Genomic DNA, 26314 nt, shown 5'->3' with positions numbered 1-26314 from the left:
GCAAGCTTCAGGTTGAGCAAAGAACTGACATGGGCAGCGCTGACGGCGCAATCGGTGTGATTGGGGGCGGGCAGCTGGCCCGCATGCTGTCGGAGGCGGCTTCTCTCCGCGGCATTGATGTGTTGGTTCAAACCTCGTCCGAGGACGATTGCGCCGTTGCTGCATCCAGCCGATTGGTGAAGGCTTTGCCGACCGACCAGGACGCCACCCGAGAACTGGCTCGCGATTGCAGTGGCATCACCTTCGAGAATGAATGGGTGTCGGTGGACGCCCTGATGCCTCTGGAACGTCAGGGTGTCAGCTTTGTTCCTTCGCTGGCCAGCTTGGTTCCCCTCGTCAACAAACTCTCCCAGCGCCGACTTCTCGACGATCTCTCCATTCCCAGCCCTCGATGGATCTGTCTGGCTGAGATCAACCCAGGCTCGCCAGCTCTGCCTCCTGGCTGGAACTTCCCCGTCATGGCCAAGGCTGCGTCCGGTGGGTACGACGGAAAGGGCACGCAAATCATTGGCAATCTCAATGATCTGGCCCATCTCATGCGCAATGTCCGAGCACAGGACTGGTTGCTCGAGGCATGGGTCCGCTTTGAACGGGAGCTGGCTCTCGTAGTCAGTCGCGATCGACATGGTCGTATCCGCCATCTGCCAATGGTGGAAACCCAACAGAAGAATCAGATCTGTGACTGGGTTCTCGCCCCTGCCGAAGCGGAACCCCTGCTGGAAGCAACCGCTTACAACATCGCGGCCTCCCTGCTGACGCGCCTGGGATATGTGGGTGTGATGGCTCTGGAATTTTTCTACGGACCGGAAGGTTTGTTCGTGAACGAAATCGCTCCGCGCACCCATAACTCCGGTCATTTTTCCATCGAAGCCTGTTCCAGCAGTCAGTTCGATCAGCAGCTCTGCATCACGGCAGGGCTACCCGTTCCTTCAACAGAGCTCGTGGTGGAGGGCGCTTTTATGGTCAACCTTCTTGGCTTGCCAGAAGCTGAGGCAGGTGATGGCCACTCAGACCTCAACGAACGTCTTGGCAAGCTTCGTGCGATACCCAATGCCCACGTGCATTGGTATGGAAAGCAGGAACTGCCTGGCCGCAAAGTGGGTCACGTCACCGTTGTGCTGCATGAGCACAACGCAGGGTCCCGTCGCCAGACAGCGATGACCATCCTCCGCCAAATCCGAGAAGTGTGGCCGAATCCTCTAAATTGACGCTTGGACTACTCAGTTGGTGAGAGCCTTTTTCTAGTGCTCTGATCTGACTCTCTTTCGACTTGGGGCAACTGTCGTGATGGTGCCGTAGACCGGCCTCGTAGCCGGAAACGAAGCCTCACTTTGTCGCCCCTTCTGGTAACTCCAGGTCGAACACTGGGGCTTGCACGGCTGGGTGGTTCACCCCTTTCAAGGGCTCGATTCGTCAATCCTTACCCGTAATTCCTCTTTGCTCAGCGGTGTCACGACAAAGACTTCCTGAACGGTGGAGCCTCTGCGGGCCATGACCTTGAATCCCCCTTGCACCGGTGTTGAGATTCGAAGCTGTAAAGCTGTGCAGCGACCTCTCACGCGACTGATCACACCTGGAGTGATTGTTTGAATGGCAGGATCTGCAACCAACTCCTTGAGCCAGGGAATCAGACCTTCCAGGTAAGTGCTGTGCGTGATCACCAGGCGTCCCACAACCAGACCAACAATGCGAAACAAGTTGGTCGAAGCTAGGGGATTTGGCTACAGAGAAGACAGCGATGCTGTCCTGCCATGCTCCGATCTGTTGACAGACTTCGTCTTGAAGTGACCACCCCACTCCGGGATCGCTGCGGTCCTCAGGCCAGAGTCTTAACAGCGGAGGTCCACGGTGATGAAGTCAGGGGGCTGGCGTTCTGTCCTGGAAAAGTGATGCGGTATGTGTTGGTCGCTCAGAATCAGAAATTGAAAACCACGGAACTGCTCAAGCTCACCCGAGCCAGCCGCCAACCGGCTGCCTGAGGTTCGATCAATCGAGCTCGCTGGCGAGAACGGAAGACAGCGCCTGCTCGACTTTGCTTTGAAACAGATTGGTATCAACGCGGAGCAGCATCACACCTGCGACGAGGAGCCCGAAGGCTTGCACGATGAAGACACCCGCATAGGCACTGAAACTGTTCTGAGAACCGGTGAACTGACCAAAGAAGCTGAGGAGTGCCCCACCGCCGATGGTGGCCAGTCCCCGGGCGTAAGCCTGTGCAAGCCCCCAGACTCCAATGAATGTTCCTGCCATCAGCGGAGAGGTGAGACCCAGCATGAGGGTGAGACTGGCATTCGTGCTAATCCCTGCAGCCGTACCAAAAAGAAACAACGCTCCCCTGAACAAAGGTTCAGATCCCATGCCTCCTGCCACCACCATGAGCAGCACAAAAACCGCAGACAGGAGACCTCCCACCAGAGCTGTGCGTTGAGCACCGAGCCTGGGCACGAACAGAAACCCTGTCGTGGCAATCCCGAGCAACGTTCCGATCCCCCAGATGGCATTCAGCCTTGTGGTGGCACAGACATCCAGTGCGAAGGTCGCTCCTGCATAGGGTTCAAGGACGGCTTCTTGCAGGAAGAGCGAAAACGTGAAAAGCGATAACACTGCAAAGAAGTAGCCCACCTGTGGTGAGGATCGGAGAATTGTCCAGGACACCGCCAGTGAGATCTCCTGATCCGTGCTCTGACCCTCGCCAACCCGATTGCTGTTGGTGATTTTTGGTTCAACACCAGTGATCGCGACCAGCACGAGGCCAAAGATCACGATGGGGGCGACTGTGATCAGTCGCCTCACCCCATCAATGACATCCGTGAGTTCCGCGCTTGCACAGGAGGAGCCGAGAAAGGAGCTCAAGAGGATGGCGCCGACAACAATCCCAACCATCAGCATGGACCAGACGATCGAGACCAGAACTGGACGTTGCTTGTCGGTGCTCACGTCAACCAACAGTGCCGCAAATGGTGTTGAACTGGCGGAAATCGCAAGGCCATAGAACAAGAAAACGACTGCCAATAACAGCCCTCGTGCGATGACAGCGGAGGTGTCATCGAGCATGGATGCAGCAGCGATCCAAAGAACCAGCCGTCCAGCGATCCAGGTCAGCACACAGAATGCAGCGGCTCCGCCAATGATGAAAGGGGTTCGGCGAAGTCCCTTCCAGCGGCAGCGATCCGATCGTTGGCCGAACCACACGCGAGTAAAAGCAACGAGCTGTTGTGAGCCAAGGGCAAGGGCCGTCAACGCTGCAGGCACGGCGAATTCTTCAATCAGAAGCCTGTTGAAGATCCCCAGGGTGAGAACTGATAACGCTCCAAGACAAGCCTGAAAAAGACCCAGACGAAAAGCGAGGAAAAAAAACCGGGCCGAACCCACGTGGTCGATCGCATGCCAGTGAACCCTACGATCACTAGCAACGTTCGATTGGAGCCATCGTTAAGCCATCAGCTCCCAGTTGCTGGTGGTAAAGCTCCGCTTGCTCGAGAGGGCCACACCAGACCTCTGCGGAACCTTCTCCATCGACACGACGTGCCAAAGCCCAGGCTTTGTCAGTGTTCATGCCAGGAATGATCCTGCAAAGACTCTCCACAACATGCTCGAAGGTGTTCACGTCGTCGTTGAGGACGATCACGCGAGCTTGGGGGTAGCGAAGCGCTTGCCGATCCCGTTCAAGAACGGTGGAAACGCCCGGTGATGACGAAGTCATGAGAGCTCGTGAACAACTGGCCTGAACCAACAAATACATTAGGTAAACTCAGAGCACTCTCGTTAAAGACATGCTGTTCACCCTGGCTTGGGCTTCTCTCGCAGCTGTTTTCAGTTTCTCGATCGCCATGGTGGTTTGGGGTCGCAACGGAGACGGCACGCTGAACTTCTGAGGTGTTGAGCACAGTTCAACCCCAGTTACTGAATCAAGGTTTGGCAGTCACGGCCACGGCTTTGCTCGTTTTTGTTAGTGTCGCCGTGATTTATCTGTCTACCATTGAGTGGAGAGACCGCCGTCGTCGGCGTTCACCACGTGGTCGCAGTTGAGTCCCATTCATCAAGCCGTAGGTTTTTTCATTTTGTACTGAGGTCGTTACCTGTTACAGGACTAGGCATCCTGTTGCTGGTATTCGGATCGATTACTGGACTTTTTCTCACGGAAAGTCGCAGACTTTCTGATCGCGAAGGAACGATTCGTTCTCTCGGCCGAATGGCTGATGCATTCATCCTGATTCAGAGTTTCAAGGGTGATCCTCGCCGTCCTGTTCCTTCCCTCTGGAATGCACGCCTTGGAGTGAAACCGGCTGGAGATCTCTGGCAACGCCAAGGTGGAATGCTCTGGTGGCAGGCCTGGTCTCTCGATGGAGAAGCCTATTTAATTCTTCCTGCAACTCTGATTCCGCCACGATCGCAAGATTCTTTCAGCCAGCGCTACGGAAATCTTGTGGTGGTTGGCACGGATCAACTGCATCGCGAACAGCTCTTGCAACGCGTCAAAGCGGGACATGCTCAATCTGCATCCTTCGCTAAGGCTGGGTTGTTTGCGTCATGCCTTGAATCTTTGGCAGAGCAAACCAGCGTCTACTGGACAGCCGACGCGTTGGCATCCGTCAGCGGAACACTCGCTCCTTTACTTCAGAGAGGACGAGAAGGATGCATGCAACTGCGTCTGCAGGGACAAGTTCTGCAGTGGAATGGCGTGATTTCACAACGCCCTCTCCGGAACAATCCTGCGCAAGCAAAACTGGTTGTTTGGAACAATGCTGCAACTGAACCGGCTCCAGTCGATCAATTCACCTTGTTGCAGGTTGAAGGATCTGCATTGCAGTTGATTCTCGGCACCCTGCTGAGTCGGCAGATCATCCAGGTTCCTCTTGAGCAGAATTACGGCATCAACGAAGTGTTGCGAACGCAGATCAGTGCATCGCCTTTTTCTCTGCGACTCATCGGCCGGCCCAAAGGGTTCTACCGAGCCGGGCTTCAGTTGCAGATTCCAGTTTCAGGAGATCAAGGTTCATGGAACAAGGTTCTTGACACCGTCAGTGAGCGGCTTCGGAGTCGGGGATACGATTCGCTCCCATCCTCACCAGCTCAGTCTGATCAGGGGAAGCAACTCTGGGTTAAAGGGGATGATCCCAAGAAAACGGTCATCGGTGGCTGGCGTTGGCTTCGTATGAAAAAGAATCCGCTGCTTAGCATTGGATTTGGTATTGAACCGGAAGGGACTGCTTTCATCCGTGGTTTTGACCAACCCAAGGGATCTGGGTTGGTTGTTCAATCTGACCCGTCCACCCTTGTATCAATGGATCTTCTGAGCGGACGTTGGCCAAAGCCGATGACCAAAGCATCAACGATGACCTTTCAGGTCAGTCCTCTGGATGCCAGAGGGCTCACGAAGGGCCTATGGAGGATGCGAGGGCAGCTCCTGCTGCCTCAATCCTGAGTCTGGTTGCTTTCAGAGGACTGTCGCTCACGTTTCCGCCGTTCTGAAGCAAGCGTTTCCTCCATCAGTTCGACCGCCTGGGCCATCTTTTCAAGGTTGTTTCTGTACAGGCTGAGATCCTTCTCCAGACGAGGTCTGGATAGTCCTATCTGTTCACCGATGCTGTGGGCTGTCTTGCAGAGGTCTTCAGGATCTTGTGACTCAACGCCCTGCGCTGAGGAAAGAAGAGAAAACAGACCGACGGCCATCAGTCTTGAGTAATGGAACTGCTCACCAGCAATGTCGGCAAGACCAGTGGCGAGAGGTTCTGGAGCCCCTTCACCTTTCGACTGCAACCAAGCCTGTACCTCCTCCATGCTGTGGCCGGCCACAGCTTTTTCTGATCCCTCTGCGACGGAATTCAGCTGTTGGGCGTTGAAACCGTTGCAACTGCACAGGGCATCAAACAGCTCGGTGAGGTGATCAGCAGGTCGATATCCCTTGGTGAAGGCAGTGAAGACCTGCCGGAGTCCGACAGCGAAGAGAGCATTCGACTTGAATTGCGTCTGGTGGCTGAGCAGATGCAGTTCCACAAGCAACTCATCGGCAGTGCGTCGGTAGAGCGATGGAATCACGTAGGGAAAGGCTGCGTGAAACGCTCTTTTGCTGTCTGCGATCGTCCGAAGCCCTGTCAAGGTTTTCTGCAGTTGATTCAAGGCATGACCATAGCGCTGCCGATGCCGCCGTTAGGATTGAGTCAGTGTGCAAGAGCAGCATGATCCCCATCGTGATCGAGGAATCCGGGCGCGGGGAAAGAGCCTTCGACATCTATTCCCGTTTGTTGCGGGAGCGCATCATCTTCCTTGGAGAAGCTGTCACAAGTGAATCCGCCAACCGCATTGTTGCTCAACTGTTGTTTTTAGAAGCTGAGGATCCGGAGAAAGATATTTTCTTGTATATCAATTCACCAGGTGGATCCGTTTACGACGGACTGGGAATTTTTGACACGATGCAGCACATTAAGCCTGATGTTCAGACAGTCTGTGTCGGTCTCGCGGCGAGCATGGGAGCTTTTCTGCTTTGTGCAGGTGCTAAGGGGAAAAGGAGTAGCCTTCGTCATTCTCGGATCATGATTCACCAACCTCTGGGTGGTGCTCGCGGCCAAGCAAGTGATATCAGAATCCAAGCCGATGAAATTCTATTTTTGAAAAATCGTCTTAACCAAGAGCTGGCTGAGCGCACATCCCAGCCTTTGGAGAAAATCCAGGAAGACACAGACCGTGATTTCTTTATGTCTCCACACGAAGCAGCTGACTATGGATTAATCGATAGTGTGATTGACAAAAGACCCGTTCACTCTGTTTAATCTACAAACCCATTCAGGCAATTAAAAGCTGTCTGAATGGGTTTATTATGTTGTTCTAAATAGATAAGTCTTTTTTGCTAGAGCGCAACTCATTCCATAGAACTTTGATTTCAGCGTAGGCTTCGCTTTGTTCAATTTTTCCATTGGCCTGCAAGCCAACGATTAAACCAACACGCTCAGCAAATTGCTCCAAATTCTGATGGAAAACTAAGCGCTCTGGTGACCAATCATTTCCTCGATAACTACTAAAGCTCTCAAGTGGAGAATGTGTTCCACCTCCGGATTCCATAGATCAACTTAAAAAACCATCATGGAATCCGGAGGTTAACTTTTAGCTAAGAACGGGAGAGAAACGATCTTTTTCGGGAATCTCAGTCACTTTGGCAACAAGTTCACGAAACTCATCTCCATCCAGCGTTTCTTTCTCAATAAGCAATTCGACCAGATCATCCATCACCTCCCTTTGAGCTCCCACCAGCTCAAGTGTTTCTTGATAGCACTGCATCACAATGCTGCGCACCTGATCATCAACTTGTTTTGAAATAGCTTCCGAAACATCACTCCGCGTCATCAGATCGCGGCCAAGGAAAACTTCCTGACTCCCACCTTCAAGAGACATGGGACCAAGGTTGCTCATGCCAAATCGAGTCACCATCTGGCGCGCCATCGACGCGACCTGCTGAATGTCACCACCCGCTCCAGTGGTGACTTCTGCACGACCGAAAACAACATCTTCGGCTGCTCGGCCACCAAGTGCACCCATGATCCGAGCTTTGAGCTGAGAGCGAGACACCAGCATCTGCTCCTCATCCGGAGAGAACCAGGTCAGACCCTGGGCTTGTCCCCTTGGAATCAAGGTGACTTTTTGAACAGGGTCGTGATCCTTCACCAGGGTGCCCACCAGCGCATGACCAACTTCGTGGTAAGCAATCAATCTTTTGCTTCGACCATCGGTCAGAGGTTGACCTTCCATTCCGGCAATGATTCTGTCAACGGCGTCGTCGATCTCGGAAAGGCTGATGGTTTCCTTACGACGGCGGGCGGTCAGGATCGCTGCTTCGTTGAGAAGGTTGGCAAGATCTGCACCTGTGAATCCTGGTGTCCGTCTGGCAATGCTGTCGAGTGAAAGGTCAGGATCGAGTTTCTTGTTTCTGGAATGAACTTCCAGGATGGACAGTCGACCTTTGATATCAGGGGCGTCAACAGTCACTTGACGATCGAAACGACCGGGACGCATCAACGCTGAGTCAAGAACGTCGGGACGATTGGTCGCGGCAATGATGATGATTCCACTGTTGCCCTCGAAACCATCCATTTCTGTGAGCAGCTGGTTGAGGGTCTGTTCACGTTCATCATTCCCTCCACCAATACCCGCTCCTCTCTGCCGACCCACGGCATCGATTTCATCAATAAAGATCAGGCACGGGCTGTTCTCTTTGGCTCGCTTGAATAGATCGCGGACGCGGCTGGCACCAACGCCCACGAACATCTCGACGAACTCCGAGCCGGAAAGAGAGAAAAACGGAACCCCAGCCTCTCCAGCAATGGCTTTGGCGAGCAGGGTCTTGCCGGTTCCTGGAGGGCCAACCAGCAGCACACCCTTTGGAATTTGAGCACCAACAGACGTGAACTTCTCAGGCTGCTTCAGGAAGGTCACAACCTCCTCAAGATCCTGCTTCGCCTCATTCACACCGGCGACATCGTCAAACATCACGCCGGTTTCTGCTTCCATTGCGAAGCGGGCTTTGGTTTTTCCGAACTGCATGGCTTGACCAGGGCCGCCAGGCATGTTGTTGGAACGTCGAGCCAGGAAGATCAACGATCCGATCAGGAGCAGAGGAAACAGAAGATTCCCGAGAAGGCCTAGGGCCGGTGGAGCTGTTTTGGGTGGGTGAATGTCAAAGCTGATGCCTTCGGCTTTGAGTGTGTTGATGAGTTCAGGAGCAAGCCCAGGAAGATCAACTCTCAGGCGTTGAACTCGGTTATCGAGATCTGGGTCGACAGCTTCTACGACAGCATCACGACCGCCGTCGTAGATATCAACAGACGTGACACGACCCGCTGCGACGTAATCAAGGAAGCGTCCGTAGCTCATGCGAGCAACTGCGGTATTCCGCGGTGCAACGGTTGGACCTCCGGGCTTCAGGCTATTGAGACCACCGCTCCCGAGTACCTGCCAAGCCAGCACCAGTGCAATCGTGATTGGAAGACCCCAAAGAAGGATCTGGCGCCAGCGTTGGTTCATGGTTCTCGTACCAATTCGAAGATCGTAAGAGCTGCAGGTGTTGAACTGCAGACGCAGATCCCACTAAAGACTCCGCAACGCCGTGATCGGGTCAAGTCGAGCTGCTCGTCTGGCCGGTACAACTCCGAAAAATAGACCGATGGATCCCGATAACCCAACGGTGACAAAAACTGTGGATGCGCCGATGGCGGCCGGCAGGGGAGTGAATGCAGCGACCAATGCAATGGCTCCATAACCGGCTGCCGTGCCGATCACACCGCCGAGGCTTGCCAGAACGAGAGATTCGACAAGGAACTGACGCAGAACATCGGAACTTCTGGCTCCGAGCGCTTTTCTCAGACCGATCTCCTCAGTGCGTTCACTGACCGACACCAGCATGATGTTCATGATTCCGATTCCACCCACTAGAAGCGAGACACCACCGATCGCTCCCAGCATGAGGGTGAGGCCTCCGGTGATGGTTCCAACAATCGTCAGGGCGTCCTTCTGGGATCGCACCGCAAAGTCATCGCTGCGAAGAATCTTGTGCCTCTGCCGAAGAAGGTTGGAGATTTGGAACTTTGCAGCGCCAGTGCTCTGCTCTGAAATAGCTTCAGCACTGATGAAACTCAAACTGACGCCATAGGTGGGATCACGACCGGTCAGCCGGCTCACCATGGTGGAGAGGGGGATGTAAGCGTTTTCATCCTGATTGGAGCCGAAGACAGCACCCTTCGGTGCCATCACGCCGATCACCGTGAAACTCTGATCACGGATCCGCAGGGTTTGCCCAATGGAACCGCCATTGGGGAACAGTTTGTTGCGCAGATCAGGGCCAATGACCACGACGCTGCGTGCAGCTTGGACGTCCTGATCCGTGATGAAACGTCCTCTGGATACTTCAAAACTTCTCACAGGAAGAAATTCTGGCGTGACTCCGAAGATTGCGGCGGTGTTGCTTCTCGCTCCAGCTTGGACCACTTCGTTGGCATTGATCTGCGGTGCTACCCGCTTCACGCTTGGGACCTGCTCCGCAATTGCTTCAGCATCTTCCAGAACAAGCGTTTTCGGAAACGCCACACCTTGCCTGCGGGTGTCGTTGTTGCCGGGAACGACAAAAAGCACATTGGCACCAAGGGTGCTGAGCTGACTTTCAGCCAGATTTTGTGCGCCTCGTCCCACTCCAACGAGGGTGATCACGGATGCATTACCGATCACGATGCCAAGCATGGTCAGCAGGCTCCGAAGGCGATTGGCTCTCAGCGTGGTGAGAGCCATCCCGACTGTTTCGGCGATTGGCAGGTTGCTCGCCATTCTTCTGTTCGTGCTTAAAGCATGGTGTCGAGTTTCATCAGCATGTTGCTGCCAGTGCCGCGATGCACAGCACCTTCCTTGATATGGAGAGTCACTACCTCACCTTCACGCAGATCCCTGGTTGCATTGGCGACGCCAGTGATCACGGAGAGGCCGAGCCGACGGGCAATCACTGCAGCATGCGACTCTTCACCTCCACATTCAGTGATGATCGCAGCGGCCTCACGGAACGCATCGAGGTAATCAGCATTGGTGTCACTGGCGACAAGGATTTCTCCAGGCTCTAGCCGTGCGCAGTCGCTGGCGGTGCGTGCAATGCGGACCTTGCCACTGATCGAACCATTTCCAATCCCGGTTCCTCGTCCGAGCACGGCACTCACGATCCCGACCTTGATCAGATCCGTGGAACCGCTCACACCAGCGAGGGTTCCGGCCGTCTGAACGCAGAGATCACCGTCTTTGAGCACCCCCATCTCCTGGGCGACACCCATCGCCAAGGTGAATGTTGCTGTCGTGCTCTTCTGCGTTTCGATCAGCAAGGGGGTGACACCCCAGACCAGTTGCAGTTTGCGGGCGACGGCCACTTCCGATGTGATGGCGAGAATCGGAGTGGATGGCCGAAATTTGCTCACGTTGTGAGCTGTGGCGCCACTTTTGGTGAGAGGGAGAATCGCTGCGGCATTCAGTTGTCGCGCAATGCTGCTCACGGCTCCGCTGATTGCGTTGGGGATCGTGCTGGGCAAGTGAGTATCAATGGGTCGCTGCGGGTAGTCCCGTTCGATCCGACGTGCAATCGTCGCCATCGTTTCAACGGCTTCAACGGGAAAGTCCCCGACGGCGGTTTCATTCGAGAGCATCACCGCGTCGGTTCCATCCAGGATCGCGTTGGCCACATCACTCACCTCGGCTCGGGTGGGTCTTGGGCTTGATGCCATCGAGTCGAGCATCTGGGTTGCCGTGATGATTGGGATTCCCAGGCTGTTCGCCTTGTGAATCAGATCCTTCTGGAGCAGAGGAACTTCTTCAGCAGGCATCTCAACCCCGAGATCTCCGCGAGCCACCATGACCCCATCGCACAGCGGCAAGATCGCATCTATCTGGTCGATCGCTTCGAATTTCTCGATCTTTGCCACCACCGGAGTGGTGAAGCCATGTTTACGAATCAGTTCTCGAATCTCCTGCATATCCGAAGGATTGCGCACGAAACTCAGGGCTACCCAGTCGACACCCTGCTGAAGACCGAATGCGAGATCCTGACGATCTTTGGGGGTCAGTGCACGCACTGAGAGCTGCACGTCTGGAAAATTCACTCCTTTGTTATTCGAGAGCACGCCACCAACGGTGACGACGCAATGGAGGGTCTGATCAGCGAGATCCACCCTGTCCACACGCATCTCGACGCGTCCGTCATCAAGAAGGATGCGGCTGCCTGCGGTGACCTCATCAGCAAGCTTGTCGTAAGTCACGGTGGCAACCGTTTGGTTGCAGCGCACCTTCTTGGAAGTGAGTGAGAAATGATCACCCTTTCCAAGGGTGATCGGTCCTTCCTCGAAACGCCCGAGCCTGATTTTCGGACCCTGAAGATCCTGGAGGATGCCGATATGAACACCAAGCTCATGGGCCACCTGACGGATCGTGGCCATCCGGGTGGCATGTTCGCTGTGATCTCCGTGGGAAAAATTCAAACGGAAGGTTGTGGCACCAGCCTGAATCAGCTCACGGATCCGCTCGGCGCTTTCGGTTGCTGGGCCGATCGTGGCAACGATCTTGGTTCTACGGTTCAGATCGATCACGGCCATTCTTGGCGCCACAAACCAGCGGAATCTACCGTCAAGCCCATTGACGCTCCATCAACGTGCATCTCAGTGACTATCAGCGGGAATCAAGGGCTACTGCCCGATATCCCGATCTTGGAAACAATCTGATTTATCCAACGCTGGGGCTCGCAGGGGAGGCCGGAGAGGTGGCTGACAAAGTCAAGAAACTGATCCGGGACCGTGACGGCCTTGTCGACCAGAACTTCAAGCAAGACCTCGCTCTAGAGCTGGGAGATGTGCTCTGGTACATCGCGCAGCTCTGTACGGAACTGGGGATGACCCTCGAAGACGTGGCGGAAAAGAACATCGAGAAACTAAACAGCCGTTCTCGACGGGGAACCTTGCACGGCGATGGAGACCATCGCTGAAAGACTCAGCCGATGCTGCCAAACCCGCCAGCAAACGAATAGCTGGCGGAAACGAGAAGTTGCTGCATCAGGCTGAGCGCGAAGAAGGCAAGAATGGCCGATAGGTCGAGTCCGCCCAGTGGAGGGATCAAGCCGCGAAAGGCATTGAGATAAGGATCGGTGATCGAGCTCACGGTGCTCAGAACAGGATTGCTCCAATCGATATTGGGAAACCAGCTGAGGAGCACGCGCACAATCAGCACCAGCGAGTAAATCTGCAGGGTCTGCGCCAACACTTGGAGCGTGGTGGACACCAACTCGATAGCCATGGGAGTGGAAGGACTCAACGAACTCTATGCAGCTTGAGGCGGTTCAGTGCCGCCGATTTCAGGAAGCACGGAAAAGGTTCGATGAAACTTCTCAGTCAGCGTGATCCAAAACGACCGACCATCACTCTGGCGCTTGCGCTCGATGAAATTCTGACTAACCAGTTCCTTGATGTGGTCATAGGCACCGGATCCGCGCAGATCCACCAGGTCCGACTGCAGGATGCGCTTTTTCAAGGCGATCGTGGCCAGTGTTCTCAGAGCAGCTGTTGAAAGGTCAACGGGAAGAAGGTCTCTTACCAGATCGCCCAAACCTGGTCTGAGTTGAAGGCCGTAGCGGCCGTTGGCGTGGTTGATCTCCAACGCTGTATCCCTTTGCGCGTAACCAGCAATCAAAACGAGCAACCCCTGCTCCGCTTCAGAAACAGATACACCGGAGAGGTCTGCCACTTCTTGGAGAGTGAGTGGACGCCCCTTTAAATAAAGGATGGCCTCCAAACGAGCCGGTAAAGAGAGAGCCTGTTCGGTCGGATGCTCAAAACCCGAGACCAGAGGCAACTTGGCGTCACTCAAATCACCACCTTTCAACCTGATGATTCAAAGTAACGTGCGCATGCCTAAAGGCCATCAGGCACCCAGAAAGATGCGGTAGGCGGGATTGGATGTTTCTTCCCAGCTGGCGTAGCCGAGCTCTCTCAACACTGCTTGCCAGTCTTGAAGTTCATCGGGCTTCACCAGTACGCCCACCACAATGCGACCGACATCTGCTCCATGGTTCCGGTAGTGGAAAATGCTGATGGACCAGTCCGCACGCAAGGCACTCACAAAGCGCATGAGCGCTCCGGGTCGCTCTGGGAACTCGAAGCGATAGAGGAGCTCCTTGGGTTGTGAAGACGTCGCATCAGTCCGGACTGGCAGACGCCCACCCACCATGTGTCGGAGGTGAACCTTCGCAAGTTCATCGTCACTGAGATCAAGACAGTCGTATCCGTGACTGCGTAGGGAGTTCAGAAGATCCGAACGATCCTGCAGATCGGCAACCTGCACACCCATGAAAATATGCGCACGTTCTCCAGCACCCATGCGGTAGCTGAACTCCGTCAAGCTTCGCTTCTGGAGAAGCTCACAAAGATTCTTCAGGCTTCCCGGCTGTTCCGGGATCTCCACGGCCAGCATGGCCTCACGCTCCTCACCCAATTCAGCTCGCTCCGCCACAAAGCGCAGCCGATCGAAATTCATGTTGGCGCCGCAGGCGACGGCCACCAGCTCTTGATCTTTCAGTCCGCGACGGGCGACATCCGCTTTTAAGCCTGCAACCGCAAGAGCCCCCGCCGGCTCGAGAATGGATCGGGTGTCTTCAAAGACATCCTTGATCGCAGCACAGATCTCGTCGGTACTGACCGTAACGATCGCATCCACATAACGCTGGACCAGGCGGAAGGTGTGTTCACCGACCTCGCGTACGGCCACACCATCTGCGAACAATCCGACCTGTGGAAGTCGAATGCGTTCACCGGCCTCCAGTGAAAGGGTCATTGCAGCAGCGTCATGTGGTTCAACACCAATGATCTGAACATCGGGCCAGAGGGCCTTGACATAGGCCGCTATTCCACTGATCAAACCTCCCCCACCGATGGCGATGTAGATGGCATCGGGAGGGCGGGGGCTTTGGCGAAGGATTTCCATCCCAACTGTTCCTTGGCCGGCGATGACATCAGGGTCATCGAAAGGATGGATGAAGCAGAGATGCTCATTTTCGCTGCGCCGGCATGCCTCGGCATAGGCCTCGTCATAGGTCTCGCCATGGAGAACCACTTCGCCCCCCAGCTGCTTCACGGCCTCGACCTTCACACTTGGAGTGGTGACCGGCATCACAATCACCGCCCGACAGTGGAGATGGGAAGCACTGAGAGCGACACCCTGAGCGTGGTTTCCAGCACTGGAGGCGATGACCCCACGACTCAGCTCCTCTTCGGACAGCTGGGCCATCCGGTTGTAAGCCCCGCGAAGTTTGAACGAAAAAACCGGCTGAAGATCCTCCCGCTTAAGACGGATGGTGTTGGAGAGCCGGCGACTGAGATTGCTGGCAGCGTCGAGGGGGGTTTCACGGGCAACGTCGTAGACCCGCGCACGAAGAATCCTTTGGAGATAGTCGTCCATCTTCCCAGTGTGACAACTGAGCGGTTGTCGCGGCTGGTAAGGAGGGCCCGTAGATTGCCTGAATCAGAATCGGGCCCATGCACCTGAGCGACTTAGCCCATCCCAATGAGCTGCATGGACTCTCTGTTGCAGAGCTCCAAGACGTTGCCGAACAAATCAGACAACGCCATCTCGAGGTTGTGTCCAATAGCGGAGGGCATCTTGGCCCCGGCTTGGGCGTTGTTGAACTGACGCTTGCTCTTTATCAAACTCTTGATCTGGACAAGGATCGGGTGGTGTGGGATGTAGGCCATCAGGCTTACCCGCACAAGTTGATCACAGGGCGCTACGCCGAGTTCGACTCTCTCCGTCAGCAGGGGGGGGTGGCTGGATACCTCAAGCGCTGTGAAAGTGAGTTCGACCATTTCGGAGCTGGGCACGCCAGCACATCGATTTCTGCAGCTCTCGGGATGGCGATGGCCCGCGACAGGCAGGGTTTAGACCACAAGTGTGTCGCAGTGATCGGGGATGGCGCTTTGACCGGCGGAATGGCCCTCGAAGCCATCAACCATGCCGGGCATATGCCTCACAGCCCCTTCCTTGTGGTGCTCAATGACAACGACATGTCGATCTCTCCTCCGGTCGGAGCATTGTCAAGCCACCTGAATCGGATGCGACTGAGCCCGCCGATGCAGTTCCTATCCGGGAGTGTGGAAGAAAGCATGCGCCATCTTCCATTCATGGGCGGCGATTTACCTCCGGAGCTGAATCGGTTGAAAGAAAGCATGCGGCGACTGGCGGTGCCAAAGGTCGGCGCTGTTTTTGAAGAGCTGGGTTTCACCTACATGGGACCCATTGATGGCCATGACATGGCGGAAATGATCCGCACGTTCCAGGCAGCGCATCGCATCGGCGGCCCTGTTCTCGTGCATGTGATCACCACAAAAGGCAAGGGTTATCCCTATGCGGAAGCTGATCAGGTCGGCTATCACGCTCAGTCGGCATTTGACCTTGGAACCGGTAAGGCACGTCCAAGCAAAACCCCAAAACCTCCTAGCTATAGCAAGGTGTTTGGGCAGACACTTGTGAAAATCTGCGAACAGAATTCCAAGGTGGTTGGCATTACTGCAGCGATGGCAACTGGAACTGGACTGGATTTGCTGCAAAAAGCTGTGCCAGATCAATATGTTGATGTTGGTATCGCAGAACAGCATGCTGTGACGCTTGCTGCAGGTATGGCTTGTGATGGACTTCGACCGGTCGTCGCGATTTACAGCACGTTTCTGCAGAGAGCCTTCGATCAAATGATCCACGATGTGGGGATTCAGAATCTTCCTGTCACGTTTGTGCTCGATCGCGCCGGCATTGTTGGTGCCGATGGCCCGACGCATCAGGGTCAGTACGACATCAGTTACCTGCGGGCCATTCCTAACTTCACAGTGATGGCTCCCAAAGATGAAGCCGAATTGCAACGAATGCTGGTGAGCAGCCTCCAGCATCCAGGGCCCTGTGCCATTCGGATCCCTCGTGGACCGGGTGAAGGAGTACCGCTGATGGAAGAGGGCTGGGAACCACTGCCGATTGGTCGAGGCGAACTGCTTCGCGAAGGTAACGATCTTCTGATCGTGGCGTACGGAGCCATGAACTCAAAAGCGATGGCGACCGCCGAACTGCTGGCTGTTCAAGGGGTGGAGAGCACGGTTGTGAATGCGCGGTTCCTCAGGCCTCTGGATGATGAGCTGCTGCATCCACTGGCACAACGAATCGGCAAGGTTGTCACCATTGAAGAGGGGACGTTGTCAGGGGGATTCGGATCTGCTGTCACGGAGTCACTCAGTGACGCAGACATCAAGCCCTCAATCCTGCGGTTGGGAATCCCGGATGTTCTTGTTGATCATGCAACCCCTCAGCAGAGTTTCGAAAAGCTGGGTCTGACACCCGCACAGATGGCAGAAACGATCTTGACGTTTGTTCAGCGTCCAAAAGGAGCATCGGTCACTCCTTTCATCCAGAACCCGAGTGTGACCGTCGTTGAGAGCTAAAGACTCAGGAGGGACAGTGCCCTCCTGAGTTCATCAATTGATCAGAAAACGCCGCGGGTTGAAAGGCCGAGGATGGCACCCATTCCGAGCAGATGGCCGAAGCTGGTGCAGCCCAGCATGGCACCATGGCTCATCCCACCGAAGAAGGATGCACTGGGCATTTTCGCGCCTTCGTTGGGATACTTGATCGTGGCCTTGCCGATAGCGATCGCAATCACATTGCAGATGATCATCACCAGAGCAACCTTGGGTGTCCAGGTCACGGATGCAGGGGTGATGGCCAGGAGGGACAGGAACATTCTGTAAACAGGCGACGCTTTATCTTCAGCGTTTACACAGCCTAAGCCCACCTCTCGTAAGAGATATTCATCGCTTTGGCAGATCAACTCTGAGAAGACCAGCCACGATCAGAGCGTTGCTGAAAGTGAGGAAGGCTTCAGCACCGCCATGAAGGGGATCGATGGCAACGAGTTCGGCTTGAAAGCGAACCTGAGCCACAATCGCAGCAACGATGGTGACGCCAACGAATAGAAGTGTGAGTTGAAAGCCAACGCGCACAAGCCGGTTGAACCAGCCGTTGCTTCCAAGTTTGTTCAGGAAGAAGAGATACGGAAAAAGTGAAAGCGCAAAAATGGGTGCCGGATCAAAGTTGCCCATCACTGCTCCTCCAACACTGGAGATGCGGGACGCGATTCTGCATGACTGTTCGCTGCTGCCAAGGCGAGACAACAATTGCCGATCAGGGTGGTGAATGCCTGAAGCGTGACCAACCACCGCAATGATTCAGAATTGTCGTAGAGGTGCCAGGTGCATGCCGCCATCGCACTGATCAGTGCTGGAATCATGGCTAGGCCGAACAGGCTTGCACCGGCAAACCTGGGTCCAGGGAAACGGCGTTGGATCAGAACGATGGCAGCAAGCCACTCAACAACAGATGCCCAGTGAATCCACCAGGTTCCAAGGGACAGTTCGTGCATGACAAGTGATCGAATCTCTATACCGTAATGGCACTGCCATTCGATAATGGATTGCAGCGAAAGGAATTCTGTGGCGCACTTAAGCAATGGCAGCCGACGCAGGATCCTGATTTGTGGATACTACGGAGAACATAATCTTGGCGACGATGCGCTACTCGCCGTTCTCTTGAGTCAAATCCAGGGGCAATGGATCCCAGTGATCACGGCAAATGATCAAAAGGCAGTGGAAGCCTTGGCACCAGGCAGTGAAACTGTCAACAGGCGATCGTTGAAATCTGTGCTGACTGCATTGAGGAACGTTGATGCTCTGGTTCTGGGTGGTGGAAGCTTGCTTCAGGACGCAACAAGTACCCGAAGTTTGATGTATTACATCATCCTTATCTGGTGCGCGAAGAGTCTTCAGAAGCCTGTTTTTCTATGGGGTCAAGGCTTAGGACCGTTGAAGCGAAGGATCAGTCGGTTGCTGGTTCGAACAACGTTGAAAACGCTTAGCTCTGTTACGTGGAGAGATCCAGGCGCAATGAAGCAAGCGATTGAATGGAAGTTGAAAGTTCCAATGAAGATGGGGCCAGATCCTGTTTGGACTCACCCAGCACCGACCTGGAGATCAGGCAAGTCGCTGGTCGTATGTTGGAGACCTACTCCGCTTCTTAATCACAAGGGTTGGCTGAAGCTGGTGAATGCTCTCTCACGATTGAGTGAAATGCATGATTGTCATGTTATTTGGCTAGCCTTCCATGCACATCAAGATTCCGATTTATTCCATCATCTTTCTCAAGAAAATATTGTTCCTTCAAATCTGGAGAAGCGATCGTCAACAGTTACTGCAGAGTCAATAAGACAAGTTCAAAAACTTTTCAGTCAATCCAAAATGGTTATTGCGATGCGACTGCATGCTCTGATTTTGGCAGCAGTCGGAGGTGTACCAACAAGTGCACTGAGTTACGATCCAAAAGTGAAGGCAGCGGCAGAACTTTCAAGCATTTTGTGCACTGAGCTCAGCAATGCAATATCAGAAGAAGAATTAATTGATCAATGGTCTATAGCGATGCAAAAACCACTCGACGGTAGCAACATCAACACATTAACGAATGAAGCCAAAGTCCATTCGTTAATATTAAATGAAAAGCTACAGGAGCTGACAATTTAATGCACCATCGTCTCTAGGTCAACACAGAATCTGTCAACGGAACTGTGGCTTCTTATGAACGTCAAAACTTGTTTAGTATCTGGCCAATAGTTAATCCGACAGGAATATTACCACCAAAGGAAGAACCAAGGATATGTCGATACAGCTTTGAATCAACAAGGCGATAAGTTGCGCTTTGAAGAGGAATGTAATTTGTTTGTTTCACAAGTTGTTCAACATTACGCAGGTAAAAGGTAATAAAATTTCGCAAAGGGGTGTTATTGCGCAATGAACGATCGTTGACATAGAGGAAAAGAGGACGCGAAAGAGGCTGATAGACCTCTTTTTGCACCGCTGCGACAGAGGGAAGAACTGAAATCCCCTTGCCATTTACAATCCGAATGGCTTTTAATTTAGATTGATTATTGAGAAAATAGGAAAAACCAAAATAGCCCAGTGCATTGGTATTATTCGCTACACAACCGACAATTACATTGTCATCTTCGCTTGCCTTGTAATCAGTTCTAGAATTAGTAGGAGAGCGATTTATGGCTTTATTAAAGATATCAAATGTGCCTGAGTCTTTTCCTGGTCCGCATAATTTGATTGGTTGATCAGGAAAATCAAGATTGACTTGATTCCAGCTCGATACCTTGCCTTGTGAAGCTTTGGACCACAAGCGTGAGAGTTCGGAAGGTGTAAGCGAATTCAGCCAACCGTTCGATTGATTGGCGACGACAGTTATAGCGTCAAAAGTAATGGGTAATTCGATAAAGTTAACACCATTTTGTTGGCAAGCTTTGATCTCATGACTCACCTTAAGATTGTCAATTAAAATAATGCAGTACTCAGACTTGACACAGCAAATAAATGGATAAGTCGATAATTCAGCTTAAGCTGTTTGTAGTTAATGAAAACTTTTACGCTGTCCAGTTTTCGCATCAAAATGAAAAACTTTAGACTTATCCCATTGTACGAATATACGCTCGGGACAGACGAATGATGGATCAATTGTCATTCTTAATTCACCTTCATCAGAATCTAGATAGAGAAGTTGCGTATTACCTAACCACTCACGGGCGAGTAGACGGCATGGTAGTCCAGAATCACTGATGGTTAAATTTTCGGGCCTAACAGCATCAATAGTATTATTACGTACTTTGAGGCAATTAATTTGTGGGCGACCTAAAAACTGTGCTACAAAAAGTGATTGTGGGTTATGGTACACATTAAATGGAGTGTCTAGTTGTTCAATCTGTCCATTGTTTAAGATGGCAATTTTAGTGGCCATAGCTAGGGCTTCATTTTGGTCATGAGTAACATAAAGCGTAGGTTTTTCCTGACTCAAGATGAGGCTCCTTAGTTCAGGTCGGATTTTTTCTCTCAGTTGAGCATCAAGATTACTCATCGGCTCATCAAGTAAATAAACCTTTGGATCACGCAGCAAAGCACGAGCTAATGCCACTCTCTGTCTTTGTCCACCTGACAATGCAGACGGTAAATGGTTAGGACGATCACTTAATTGAACTATATCAAGAATATTTTGGATTCTTCTTGCTCTCTGCTCTGCTCGCATACCTCGAACTCGCAAACCTAACTCCAGATTCTCATAGACGGTTAAATGAGGGAGTAGTGCATAGCTTTGGAAAACCATACCAATTGCACGCTCTGATGGTTGAAGATTAGTGATATCACGGTCGTCAATTTTGATTGATCCATGATCACATCGATCTAATCCAGCAATTAAGCGAAGAGTAGAACTCTTTCCACATCCACTCGGACCAACGACTACAAGACACTCGTTTTGCCTTACAGAAAAATTGAGATCCTTGACGATCCAGTTATTTCCAACTTTTCGACCGACAGATTTGAGAACAAGTGTCATCCTTTGATGGCTCCACTGGTTAGTCCAGATACGATTGGCTTCTGAAATACTATCACTAGTAAGATAAGAGGTATGGCACCAAGTACAGTTGCAGCTGCATAAGCACCGTAGGGAACAGAATGAATGGAAGAACCAGCGATTCTAGCCATAGCAACGGGAAGCGTTAGCTTAGAATTATCACTAATCCAAGTTAGTGCAATTGGATATTCATTCCAAGAGAAAAGAAAGATCAGGATTGCAGTACTCGCAATTGCTGGGGACAGTAATGGGATGTAGATCCATCTAAAACGTTTTATTAGCGATAGGCCTTCGACCCTTGCAGCATCATCCAGTTCTGAAGGAAGGGAAACAAAAGCGCTTGATAGCAGAAGTACAGCAAGTGGCTGTGATAACGCTGTGTAGGGCAGTGCAAGTGCAATGAGATTATTGCCAAGAGAGAATGTTCTCGCCAATTCTAGTAAAGAAAGAAATAAGAGAACATATGGAAAAAGTGCACAAGCAACGAGAATAACTCTCACATAATTTGATGTCTTTCTTGAGAGCTTGCTAATCGAATAAGCAGCAGGAAGAGCCACAAACAATGTTAATAATGTTGATATTATCCCAACAAAGAAACTGTTCGCTAAGTACATGAAAAAAGGTGGATCAGATGAAATGACATTTCGATAATGGTCCAATGTCCATCTTTCTGATAACTCAGCGAAGGGTGTCACAAGAGCCTGATCAGTAGAGAATGAGGTATAAAGTTGCCAAAGCAATGGCATGATTGACCAAACAAGAAGAAGGACGATCAAGGAGGATTTGAATTTCATTTTGTTATCATAATTGAACGCTTTCTATTAAATAAGTGTACAAAAAACCAACAAGATGCAACGAGGATGCTTAACAAAATAAAGCTACCGATTATAATCGTTGCTCCGTATCCGAAATCTAAAAATCGCAAAGCATTTAAGTATGCATACAGAGCAATACTTTCAGTGCTGCTGGCAGGACCACCTCCAGTCATGACCTGTATAAGATCAAAAACACCAAACGCTTGAGCTAACCGAAACATAGCAGCAAGTCCAATGTAAGGCATAAGAAGGGGAAGGGTAATTCTTCTGAAACAGGAACTAGCGGATGCCCCTTCAAGTCTGCAGGCTTCATATAGGTCTGCAGGAATGCTTTGTAGGCCAGCAAGAAGTATTAAGGCAACAAAGGGTGTCGTTTTCCAGACATCTGAATAAACAGTAGCAATCCAAGCAGTGGATGGATTGCCAAGAATATTGAGGGATTGAGCACCCAGAGCAGTGGTGAACTGATCAATGGGACCGAAGGGGCTGTTAAAGATCCAACGCCATCCAAGGGCCATAACTGTTGTAGGCAAAGCCCAGGGTATTAATGATGACGAACGTATCCACCCTCGAAACTTCATTGGGCGATGAAGGATCAAAGCAATGATCAATCCAAGTAATAATTCTATTCCAACTGAAGCAACCGAAAAACGTATTGTTTGGAGAAAATCTTGCCAATAACGATAATCATGGATAAAACGATTCCAGTTTGCCCATCCGTTAAAGATCGACCTGAAAGATGTTAAAACAGAATTTGCGTGAAGACTTAACCATAAATAGCTTAGTAAAGGAAAACCAAATACGATTCCTAAAAAAATAATTGATGGAAGTAATAAGGCGATCAAGATCATGATGGAGTCCCACCAGCAGCGACTAGAATTTGTTCAGATGATCTATCTGCTCTATTCATTGACAACTTAGGCTTTTCTTCCCCAGTTAATGAGGCACTAAGTGATCGCTGAAGAACGTCACTGATTTGTGCATAGATTGGAGTTTCAGGCCTTAGCACCGCATTATTTAATGCTCTGGATAGCAACGCCAAGTGTGGATAGTCCTGAATTAGTTCTAGATCTTCGTAAAGCGCTTTCACCGTCGGTGTATAACCGTGTTCGATGAACATAACTCTCTGTGCCTCGGCTGAGGTTAAATATTTGATGGCTTTAATGACTGCATCTTTATGGTTTGAACCACGAAGTAGAGTAAAACCCCAACTTCCTAGCGTTGAGGCTGGTTCCACACCAGGCAATGAAACCATTGTTGAGATTCCAATTTTCCCTCTGACCGGACTGTCTTGTTTTTGAAGTTCTGCCCATGCATACGGCCAATTCCTCATGAAAGCACTCTCACCAGATTGAAAATTTCGTAGAGCCTCTGGTTCAGCAAATGTAGTGACAGCTCTAGGACTAATACCAGTTTCAATTAGATCCGTTAACCATTGAGCTGCTTCGACACCGGGCACCTCATTCAATCCTAATGATTGGTTATTAACATCGAACCAATCTCCTCCGAATCCATCAATCATTTCCAAATAAACGCAACTCAAACCCTCATATTGACGACCTTGCCAAACGTATCCCCAGGGAACTTTTCCTTGCGTTTGCAACTGATTGCTAATCGATACTAACTCTGAAGGAGTTTTGGGTGGAGTGTTCATCAAATCAGTACGCCAAAAAAGGAGCCCCATATCAGCTACTAATGGCCATCGATAAAGAGTTCCCTCAAAATCATTTCCTTTTTCTGCACCACTAGCAAGGTCTGCAATATCAGTCTCATCGAAATATGGATCTAGACCTTCTAGCCAGCCCGCTCGAGCGTATTTGGGTAGCCAAGTGATGTCCATCAATAGTCCATCAAATGGTGTATCTCCTAAGAGCAAGCTACTAATAGCAAGATCTGACATTGATTCTGTTTGTCTTGGACCACGTATGACATTCAAATGAATTTGATTTTTATAGAGAGTGTTGAAATTCTCAACAAGTTTGACTGTTGAATCAGCGAAAGGAGCGGGCATCAAAATTGAAATTGTTTCAACTTGGCTTGCAACTAAAGCTGGAGTCGTGCTTATTAAGGCAACCAGGCAAAACAATCCAATAAGAAGTGATGAAAATTTTCTACGAGAGAACATCATGAGTTTTTATATTCTACTTCGAGTGATTGCATTTGTTCATTAGCCCAATCTGAAACTGTAAAATCTTCCACAGCAGAGACCATTTTGCTGATTCTTATTATTTGCTCATCCTCAGACATTTCAAGAGCTGATTCAATCGCCTGATCCATTTGTTTGTGAGAGTAGGGATTGGTTAGTACTGCTCCATCAAGAACCACAGACGCTCCTGTAAATTCTGACAGTACCAAGACACCATCTCTTCCTTTTCGCGCGGCTACATATTCCTTAGCGACAAGGTTGAGACCATCGCGTAATGGTGTAATCCAACAGATATCAGACATCGAAAACCAAGCAACCATTTCTTCATAGGGAATGCGATTTGTTGAGAATCGGATTGGAACCCAATCAATTAAACTAAAACGCCCATTGATTCGCCCAGCTGTTTCTTCAATAAGGCGCTGGGTATCCTCGTAGATCTTCATACCTGAAGCGGCCGCTACACACGCCAACATCAAAACAACTTTGCCTCGTAGATCCTCACGTCGTTCAAGCAATCGCTCGAAAGCTAGTAGTAGCTCTTCATTTCCCTTTGTATAGTCAACACGACTCGCCGAAAGAATTAGTTTTCGCCCCTTTTTGGTATCTTCGTTAATCTGCTTTGTTAAAGTAGCAACGTCGTCTCTCACGACCAAGGATTGAATGACATCCGGTGATGTTCCTACTGGTGAAGAGACCAATTTGACTTTTCGACCATTGTATTCAAGCCAAGGTGTTTCAGAAGGTTCTGTTAAAGCTGATCCAAATTTAAGAAATTTTGGTGCAACATCAATCTTTGGCCCTTTTTTTACTCCAAGTAGACAACTTGCAGCTCGGGCAAAGTTTTCAGTGTAACGTGGTATGTGAAAACCAACGACATCGCAAGACAACAAACTTTCAACAATTTGTTTTCTCCATGGGAGAATTGCAAATACATCGTTCCCAGGGAAAGGTGTATGATGAAAGAATGCTATTTTTAAATCAGGTCGTTTTTTACGAATGAACCCCGAAACAAGCCATAAATTATAATCGTGAATCCATATTGTTGCACCCTGGGCTGCTTCTGAGCAGGCAGCATCGGCAAACCGTTGATTGACTTCTTCAAAGATTGACCAATTAGTATTATTGACGTCAAAGTAAGTTGGAAAGGTATGAAGAATTGGCCACACAGACTCCTTGGACGTTACATGATAAAAGCTTGAGATTTGATTTTGTTCGAGTGGAATGCGTCTGAGAGTAAAGTTGGATGGATTATTCATGAGAATCCTCTCATCCTCCTGACTATTGACATCCTCAACTTGTCGCCAAGCTATCCACGTACCATTGTCTCGACTACGAAATAGATTCCTTAATGTAGGAATGATTCCATTAGGGCTTTTTTGATCTTTCCAAAGTCGATTCCCCTGATCATCGACAGATTCATCAAATGGGGTGCGATGATAAAGAATAATAAAGTCACTTTTCCCTTCACTTATAGTCATGTTCAGCAAGCGCTCAAGAACCTCTTATACCATTGAACAAAACCGCGGAATTGTCAATCGTTTAAGTGGATTGCAACTTCTGTAGTGTTTCAAGCACTTCTTTTGCGTGGCCAACCGGCCTCACACCCGTCCAACGTGCTTGTACAAGACCAGAAGGATCGATCAAAAAGGTGTGTCTCAGTGAATAAGGTGCCATCCAGGAACCGTAGTTTCGACTCACTTCACCATCATGATCAGAGAGTAATGTGAAGCCTAAATCTTCGCTACTGCAGAATGATTCATGATCTTCCACAGAATCGGCACTGATTGCAGCAACATCACAATTGAGACTTGAAAAATTCGCCAATGAATCTTGAAATCCATGGGCTTCAATGGTGCAGCCTGACGTGAAATCTCGAGGGTAGAAGTAAAGAACAAGCCAGCGTCCCTTCCAGTCTGCTAATGACCAACGCGAGTGTTGCGGTACTAGCAAATTTGTACCGGGAAGATCGAAGTCAGGCGCTGAACTGCCAATGTCTGGGGAGCTGCCCCCGAGTGACCAGCCCCTACTCGGAAAAAGAGTGATTGCAACGGCAGCCACGATGCCTTTTTGAAGCAAATGCCGCCGCTTCACTTTGACGTCCAGATTCAAAGACGGGCCAGATCAATTCCAAGAGACTTGGCGTATGCACCTAACCCTTTTTTCTGAATTGTTTTCAAGGCACGTGTTGTGATCCGCAAATTCACCCAGCGCTTTCCTTCTGCCCACCAAAGGCGACGCTGTTGCAGATTGGCTTGTTGCAGCTTCTTGGTACGAATATGGGAATGGCTGACAGCCATACCGTTATTAGCTTTCGTACCTGTGAGCTGACACACCCTGGACATGATCCGGTTCCTTGAAAAAAATG

General features: G+C 51.0%; 30 protein-coding genes and 1 other RNA gene. 9 read left to right on the top strand and 22 right to left on the bottom strand.

The window, feature by feature from the left end:
* The first annotated feature begins 29 nt into the window (after positions 1 to 29).
* Both WH7805_RS02625 and ssrS read left to right on the top strand, forming a co-directional pair.
* Positions 30 to 1208 (top strand): 5-(carboxyamino)imidazole ribonucleotide synthase, encoded by a 1179-nt coding sequence (locus tag WH7805_RS02625; protein WP_006041403.1) that lies wholly within the window; start codon positions 30 to 32, stop codon positions 1206 to 1208.
* A 2-nt stretch (positions 1209 to 1210) separates the two neighbouring features.
* A non-coding RNA gene (gene ssrS, locus WH7805_RS13740) (6S RNA) lies at positions 1211 to 1394 on the top strand.
* A 3-nt stretch (positions 1395 to 1397) separates the two neighbouring features.
* On the opposite strand, the gene WH7805_RS02620 is transcribed toward ssrS, so the two are convergent.
* A complete protein-coding gene (locus WH7805_RS02620) occupies positions 1398 to 1673 on the bottom strand; it encodes a DUF2103 domain-containing protein (RefSeq protein WP_038004929.1) in 276 nt (91 codons plus the stop codon).
* Between the two features lie 78 nt (positions 1674 to 1751).
* Between WH7805_RS02620 and WH7805_RS02615 the strand changes: the two genes are divergently transcribed.
* Complete coding sequence (locus WH7805_RS02615; protein ID WP_006041401.1) at positions 1752 to 1979, top strand: hypothetical protein; 228 nt, start codon at positions 1752 to 1754, stop codon at positions 1977 to 1979.
* A 7-nt stretch (positions 1980 to 1986) separates the two neighbouring features.
* Here WH7805_RS02615 and WH7805_RS02610 read toward each other — a convergent pair whose 3' ends face one another.
* Entirely contained in the window at positions 1987 to 3372 is a 1386-nt protein-coding gene (locus WH7805_RS02610) for a BCD family MFS transporter (protein ID WP_006041400.1), read from the bottom strand.
* A 34-nt stretch (positions 3373 to 3406) separates the two neighbouring features.
* Positions 3407 to 3703, bottom strand: a complete 297-nt coding sequence (gene clpS, locus WH7805_RS02605) for an ATP-dependent Clp protease adapter ClpS (protein WP_038004927.1) — start codon at positions 3701 to 3703, stop codon at positions 3407 to 3409.
* 70 nt (positions 3704 to 3773) lie between these two features.
* Between clpS and petN the strand changes: the two genes are divergently transcribed.
* Together petN and WH7805_RS02595 are read left to right on the top strand one after the other, a co-directional pair.
* On the top strand, positions 3774 to 3875 hold the full coding sequence (petN, locus tag WH7805_RS02600) for a cytochrome b6-f complex subunit PetN (RefSeq protein WP_006041398.1): 102 nt from the start codon (positions 3774 to 3776) through the stop codon (positions 3873 to 3875).
* A gap of 317 nt (positions 3876 to 4192) precedes the next feature.
* Complete coding sequence (locus tag WH7805_RS02595; protein ID WP_006041397.1) at positions 4193 to 5425, top strand: hypothetical protein; 1233 nt, start codon at positions 4193 to 4195, stop codon at positions 5423 to 5425.
* Here the strand turns inward: WH7805_RS02595 and psb29 are convergent.
* On the bottom strand, positions 5416 to 6099 hold the full coding sequence (gene psb29 / locus WH7805_RS02590; protein WP_038004925.1) for a photosystem II biogenesis protein Psp29: 684 nt from the start codon (positions 6097 to 6099) through the stop codon (positions 5416 to 5418). The two genes, WH7805_RS02595 and psb29, sit on opposite strands and share 10 nt — an antisense overlap.
* Positions 6100 to 6179: 80 nt before the next feature.
* On the opposite strand from psb29, the gene clpP reads away from it, so the two are divergent.
* The gene (clpP, locus tag WH7805_RS02585) at positions 6180 to 6770 is read left to right on the top strand and encodes an ATP-dependent Clp endopeptidase proteolytic subunit ClpP (RefSeq protein ID WP_006041395.1); all 591 of its coding nucleotides are present in this window, start codon (positions 6180 to 6182) and stop codon (positions 6768 to 6770) included.
* A gap of 55 nt (positions 6771 to 6825) precedes the next feature.
* Here clpP and WH7805_RS13735 read toward each other — a convergent pair whose 3' ends face one another.
* From WH7805_RS13735 to pyk, 4 genes are all read right to left on the bottom strand, one after another.
* Complete coding sequence (locus tag WH7805_RS13735; protein ID WP_006041394.1) at positions 6826 to 7059, bottom strand: hypothetical protein; 234 nt, start codon at positions 7057 to 7059, stop codon at positions 6826 to 6828.
* A 42-nt stretch (positions 7060 to 7101) separates the two neighbouring features.
* Positions 7102 to 9015 carry an ATP-dependent zinc metalloprotease FtsH gene (gene ftsH, locus WH7805_RS02580; RefSeq protein ID WP_006041393.1) on the bottom strand — a complete coding sequence of 638 codons (1914 nt, stop codon included), beginning with the start codon at positions 9013 to 9015 and terminating at the stop codon, positions 7102 to 7104.
* Positions 9016 to 9078: 63 nt separating this feature from the next.
* Positions 9079 to 10308: an ABC transporter permease gene (locus WH7805_RS02575; protein ID WP_006041392.1), complete on the bottom strand. Its 1230-nt coding sequence runs from the start codon at positions 10306 to 10308 to the stop codon at positions 9079 to 9081.
* Between the two features lie 14 nt (positions 10309 to 10322).
* Positions 10323 to 12107: a pyruvate kinase gene (gene pyk, locus WH7805_RS02570; RefSeq protein ID WP_006041391.1), complete on the bottom strand. Its 1785-nt coding sequence runs from the start codon at positions 12105 to 12107 to the stop codon at positions 10323 to 10325.
* A gap of 56 nt (positions 12108 to 12163) precedes the next feature.
* On the opposite strand from pyk, the gene WH7805_RS02565 reads away from it, so the two are divergent.
* Positions 12164 to 12493: a nucleoside triphosphate pyrophosphohydrolase family protein gene (locus WH7805_RS02565; RefSeq protein WP_006041390.1), complete on the top strand. Its 330-nt coding sequence runs from the start codon at positions 12164 to 12166 to the stop codon at positions 12491 to 12493.
* Between the two features lie 5 nt (positions 12494 to 12498).
* Here the strand turns inward: WH7805_RS02565 and WH7805_RS02560 are convergent, their stop codons facing one another.
* Genes WH7805_RS02560 through ilvA form a run of 3 tightly spaced genes read right to left on the bottom strand, consistent with a single transcriptional unit; the run spans position 12499 to position 14958 of the window.
* Positions 12499 to 12801: a YggT family protein gene (locus tag WH7805_RS02560; protein WP_006041389.1), complete on the bottom strand. Its 303-nt coding sequence runs from the start codon at positions 12799 to 12801 to the stop codon at positions 12499 to 12501.
* 24 nt (positions 12802 to 12825) lie between these two features.
* Positions 12826 to 13371, bottom strand: coding sequence for an SMC-Scp complex subunit ScpB (gene scpB, locus WH7805_RS02555; RefSeq protein ID WP_232198924.1), 546 nt, complete (start codon positions 13369 to 13371; stop codon positions 12826 to 12828).
* A gap of 54 nt (positions 13372 to 13425) precedes the next feature.
* A complete protein-coding gene (ilvA, locus tag WH7805_RS02550; protein ID WP_006041387.1) occupies positions 13426 to 14958 on the bottom strand; it encodes a threonine ammonia-lyase, biosynthetic in 1533 nt (510 codons plus the stop codon).
* A 77-nt stretch (positions 14959 to 15035) separates the two neighbouring features.
* On the opposite strand from ilvA, the gene dxs reads away from it, so the two are divergent.
* On the top strand, positions 15036 to 16979 hold the full coding sequence (gene dxs / locus WH7805_RS02545; RefSeq protein ID WP_006041386.1) for a 1-deoxy-D-xylulose-5-phosphate synthase: 1944 nt from the start codon (positions 15036 to 15038) through the stop codon (positions 16977 to 16979).
* Between the two features lie 41 nt (positions 16980 to 17020).
* Here the strand turns inward: dxs and psaK are convergent, their stop codons facing one another.
* From psaK to WH7805_RS02530, 3 genes are all read right to left on the bottom strand, one after another.
* The gene (gene psaK, locus WH7805_RS02540; protein ID WP_006041385.1) at positions 17021 to 17278 is read right to left on the bottom strand and encodes a photosystem I reaction center subunit PsaK; all 258 of its coding nucleotides are present in this window, start codon (positions 17276 to 17278) and stop codon (positions 17021 to 17023) included.
* 67 nt (positions 17279 to 17345) lie between these two features.
* Positions 17346 to 17636, bottom strand: a complete 291-nt coding sequence (locus WH7805_RS02535) for a DUF3593 domain-containing protein (RefSeq protein ID WP_006041384.1) — start codon at positions 17634 to 17636, stop codon at positions 17346 to 17348.
* Positions 17636 to 17956, bottom strand: coding sequence for a DUF2499 domain-containing protein (locus tag WH7805_RS02530; RefSeq protein ID WP_006041383.1), 321 nt, complete (start codon positions 17954 to 17956; stop codon positions 17636 to 17638). Before WH7805_RS02530 ends, WH7805_RS02535 begins: the two co-directional genes overlap by 1 nt.
* Positions 17957 to 18026: 70 nt before the next feature.
* Here WH7805_RS02530 and csaB point away from each other — a divergent pair, with 70 nt between their 5' ends.
* Positions 18027 to 19106, top strand: a complete 1080-nt coding sequence (gene csaB / locus WH7805_RS02525) for a polysaccharide pyruvyl transferase CsaB (protein WP_232198923.1) — start codon at positions 18027 to 18029, stop codon at positions 19104 to 19106.
* A gap of 61 nt (positions 19107 to 19167) precedes the next feature.
* Here csaB and WH7805_RS13730 read toward each other — a convergent pair whose 3' ends face one another.
* From WH7805_RS13730 to rpmB, 8 genes are all read right to left on the bottom strand, one after another.
* Positions 19168 to 19902, bottom strand: coding sequence for a substrate-binding domain-containing protein (locus tag WH7805_RS13730; protein WP_071933668.1), 735 nt, complete (start codon positions 19900 to 19902; stop codon positions 19168 to 19170).
* 90 nt (positions 19903 to 19992) lie between these two features.
* A complete protein-coding gene (locus WH7805_RS13725) occupies positions 19993 to 20970 on the bottom strand; it encodes an ABC transporter ATP-binding protein (RefSeq protein WP_006041381.1) in 978 nt (325 codons plus the stop codon).
* Complete coding sequence (locus WH7805_RS13720; RefSeq protein ID WP_071933667.1) at positions 20967 to 21782, bottom strand: carbohydrate ABC transporter permease; 816 nt, start codon at positions 21780 to 21782, stop codon at positions 20967 to 20969. Before WH7805_RS13720 ends, WH7805_RS13725 begins: the two co-directional genes overlap by 4 nt.
* Positions 21779 to 22654 (bottom strand): carbohydrate ABC transporter permease, encoded by an 876-nt coding sequence (locus tag WH7805_RS13715; RefSeq protein WP_156783586.1) that lies wholly within the window; start codon positions 22652 to 22654, stop codon positions 21779 to 21781. Before WH7805_RS13715 ends, WH7805_RS13720 begins: the two co-directional genes overlap by 4 nt.
* Positions 22651 to 23928, bottom strand: a complete 1278-nt coding sequence (locus WH7805_RS13710) for an ABC transporter substrate-binding protein (RefSeq protein ID WP_006041378.1) — start codon at positions 23926 to 23928, stop codon at positions 22651 to 22653. The genes WH7805_RS13715 and WH7805_RS13710 overlap by 4 nt, the downstream gene beginning before the upstream one ends.
* Positions 23928 to 25427, bottom strand: coding sequence for a glucosylglycerol-phosphate synthase (gene ggpS, locus WH7805_RS02520; RefSeq protein ID WP_038004303.1), 1500 nt, complete (start codon positions 25425 to 25427; stop codon positions 23928 to 23930). Before ggpS ends, WH7805_RS13710 begins: the two co-directional genes overlap by 1 nt.
* Positions 25428 to 25488: 61 nt before the next feature.
* Positions 25489 to 26058: a peroxiredoxin gene (locus WH7805_RS02515; protein ID WP_006041374.1), complete on the bottom strand. Its 570-nt coding sequence runs from the start codon at positions 26056 to 26058 to the stop codon at positions 25489 to 25491.
* Entirely contained in the window at positions 26055 to 26291 is a 237-nt protein-coding gene (rpmB, locus tag WH7805_RS02510) for a 50S ribosomal protein L28 (RefSeq protein ID WP_006041373.1), read from the bottom strand. Before rpmB ends, WH7805_RS02515 begins: the two co-directional genes overlap by 4 nt.
* Positions 26292 to 26314: the final 23 nt, after the last annotated feature.

This window comes from Synechococcus sp. WH 7805, assembly GCF_000153285.1.
Lineage (GTDB): Bacteria > Cyanobacteriota > Cyanobacteriia > PCC-6307 > Cyanobiaceae > Synechococcus_C.
This window is presented reverse-complemented; position numbering and strand designations above follow the sequence as displayed.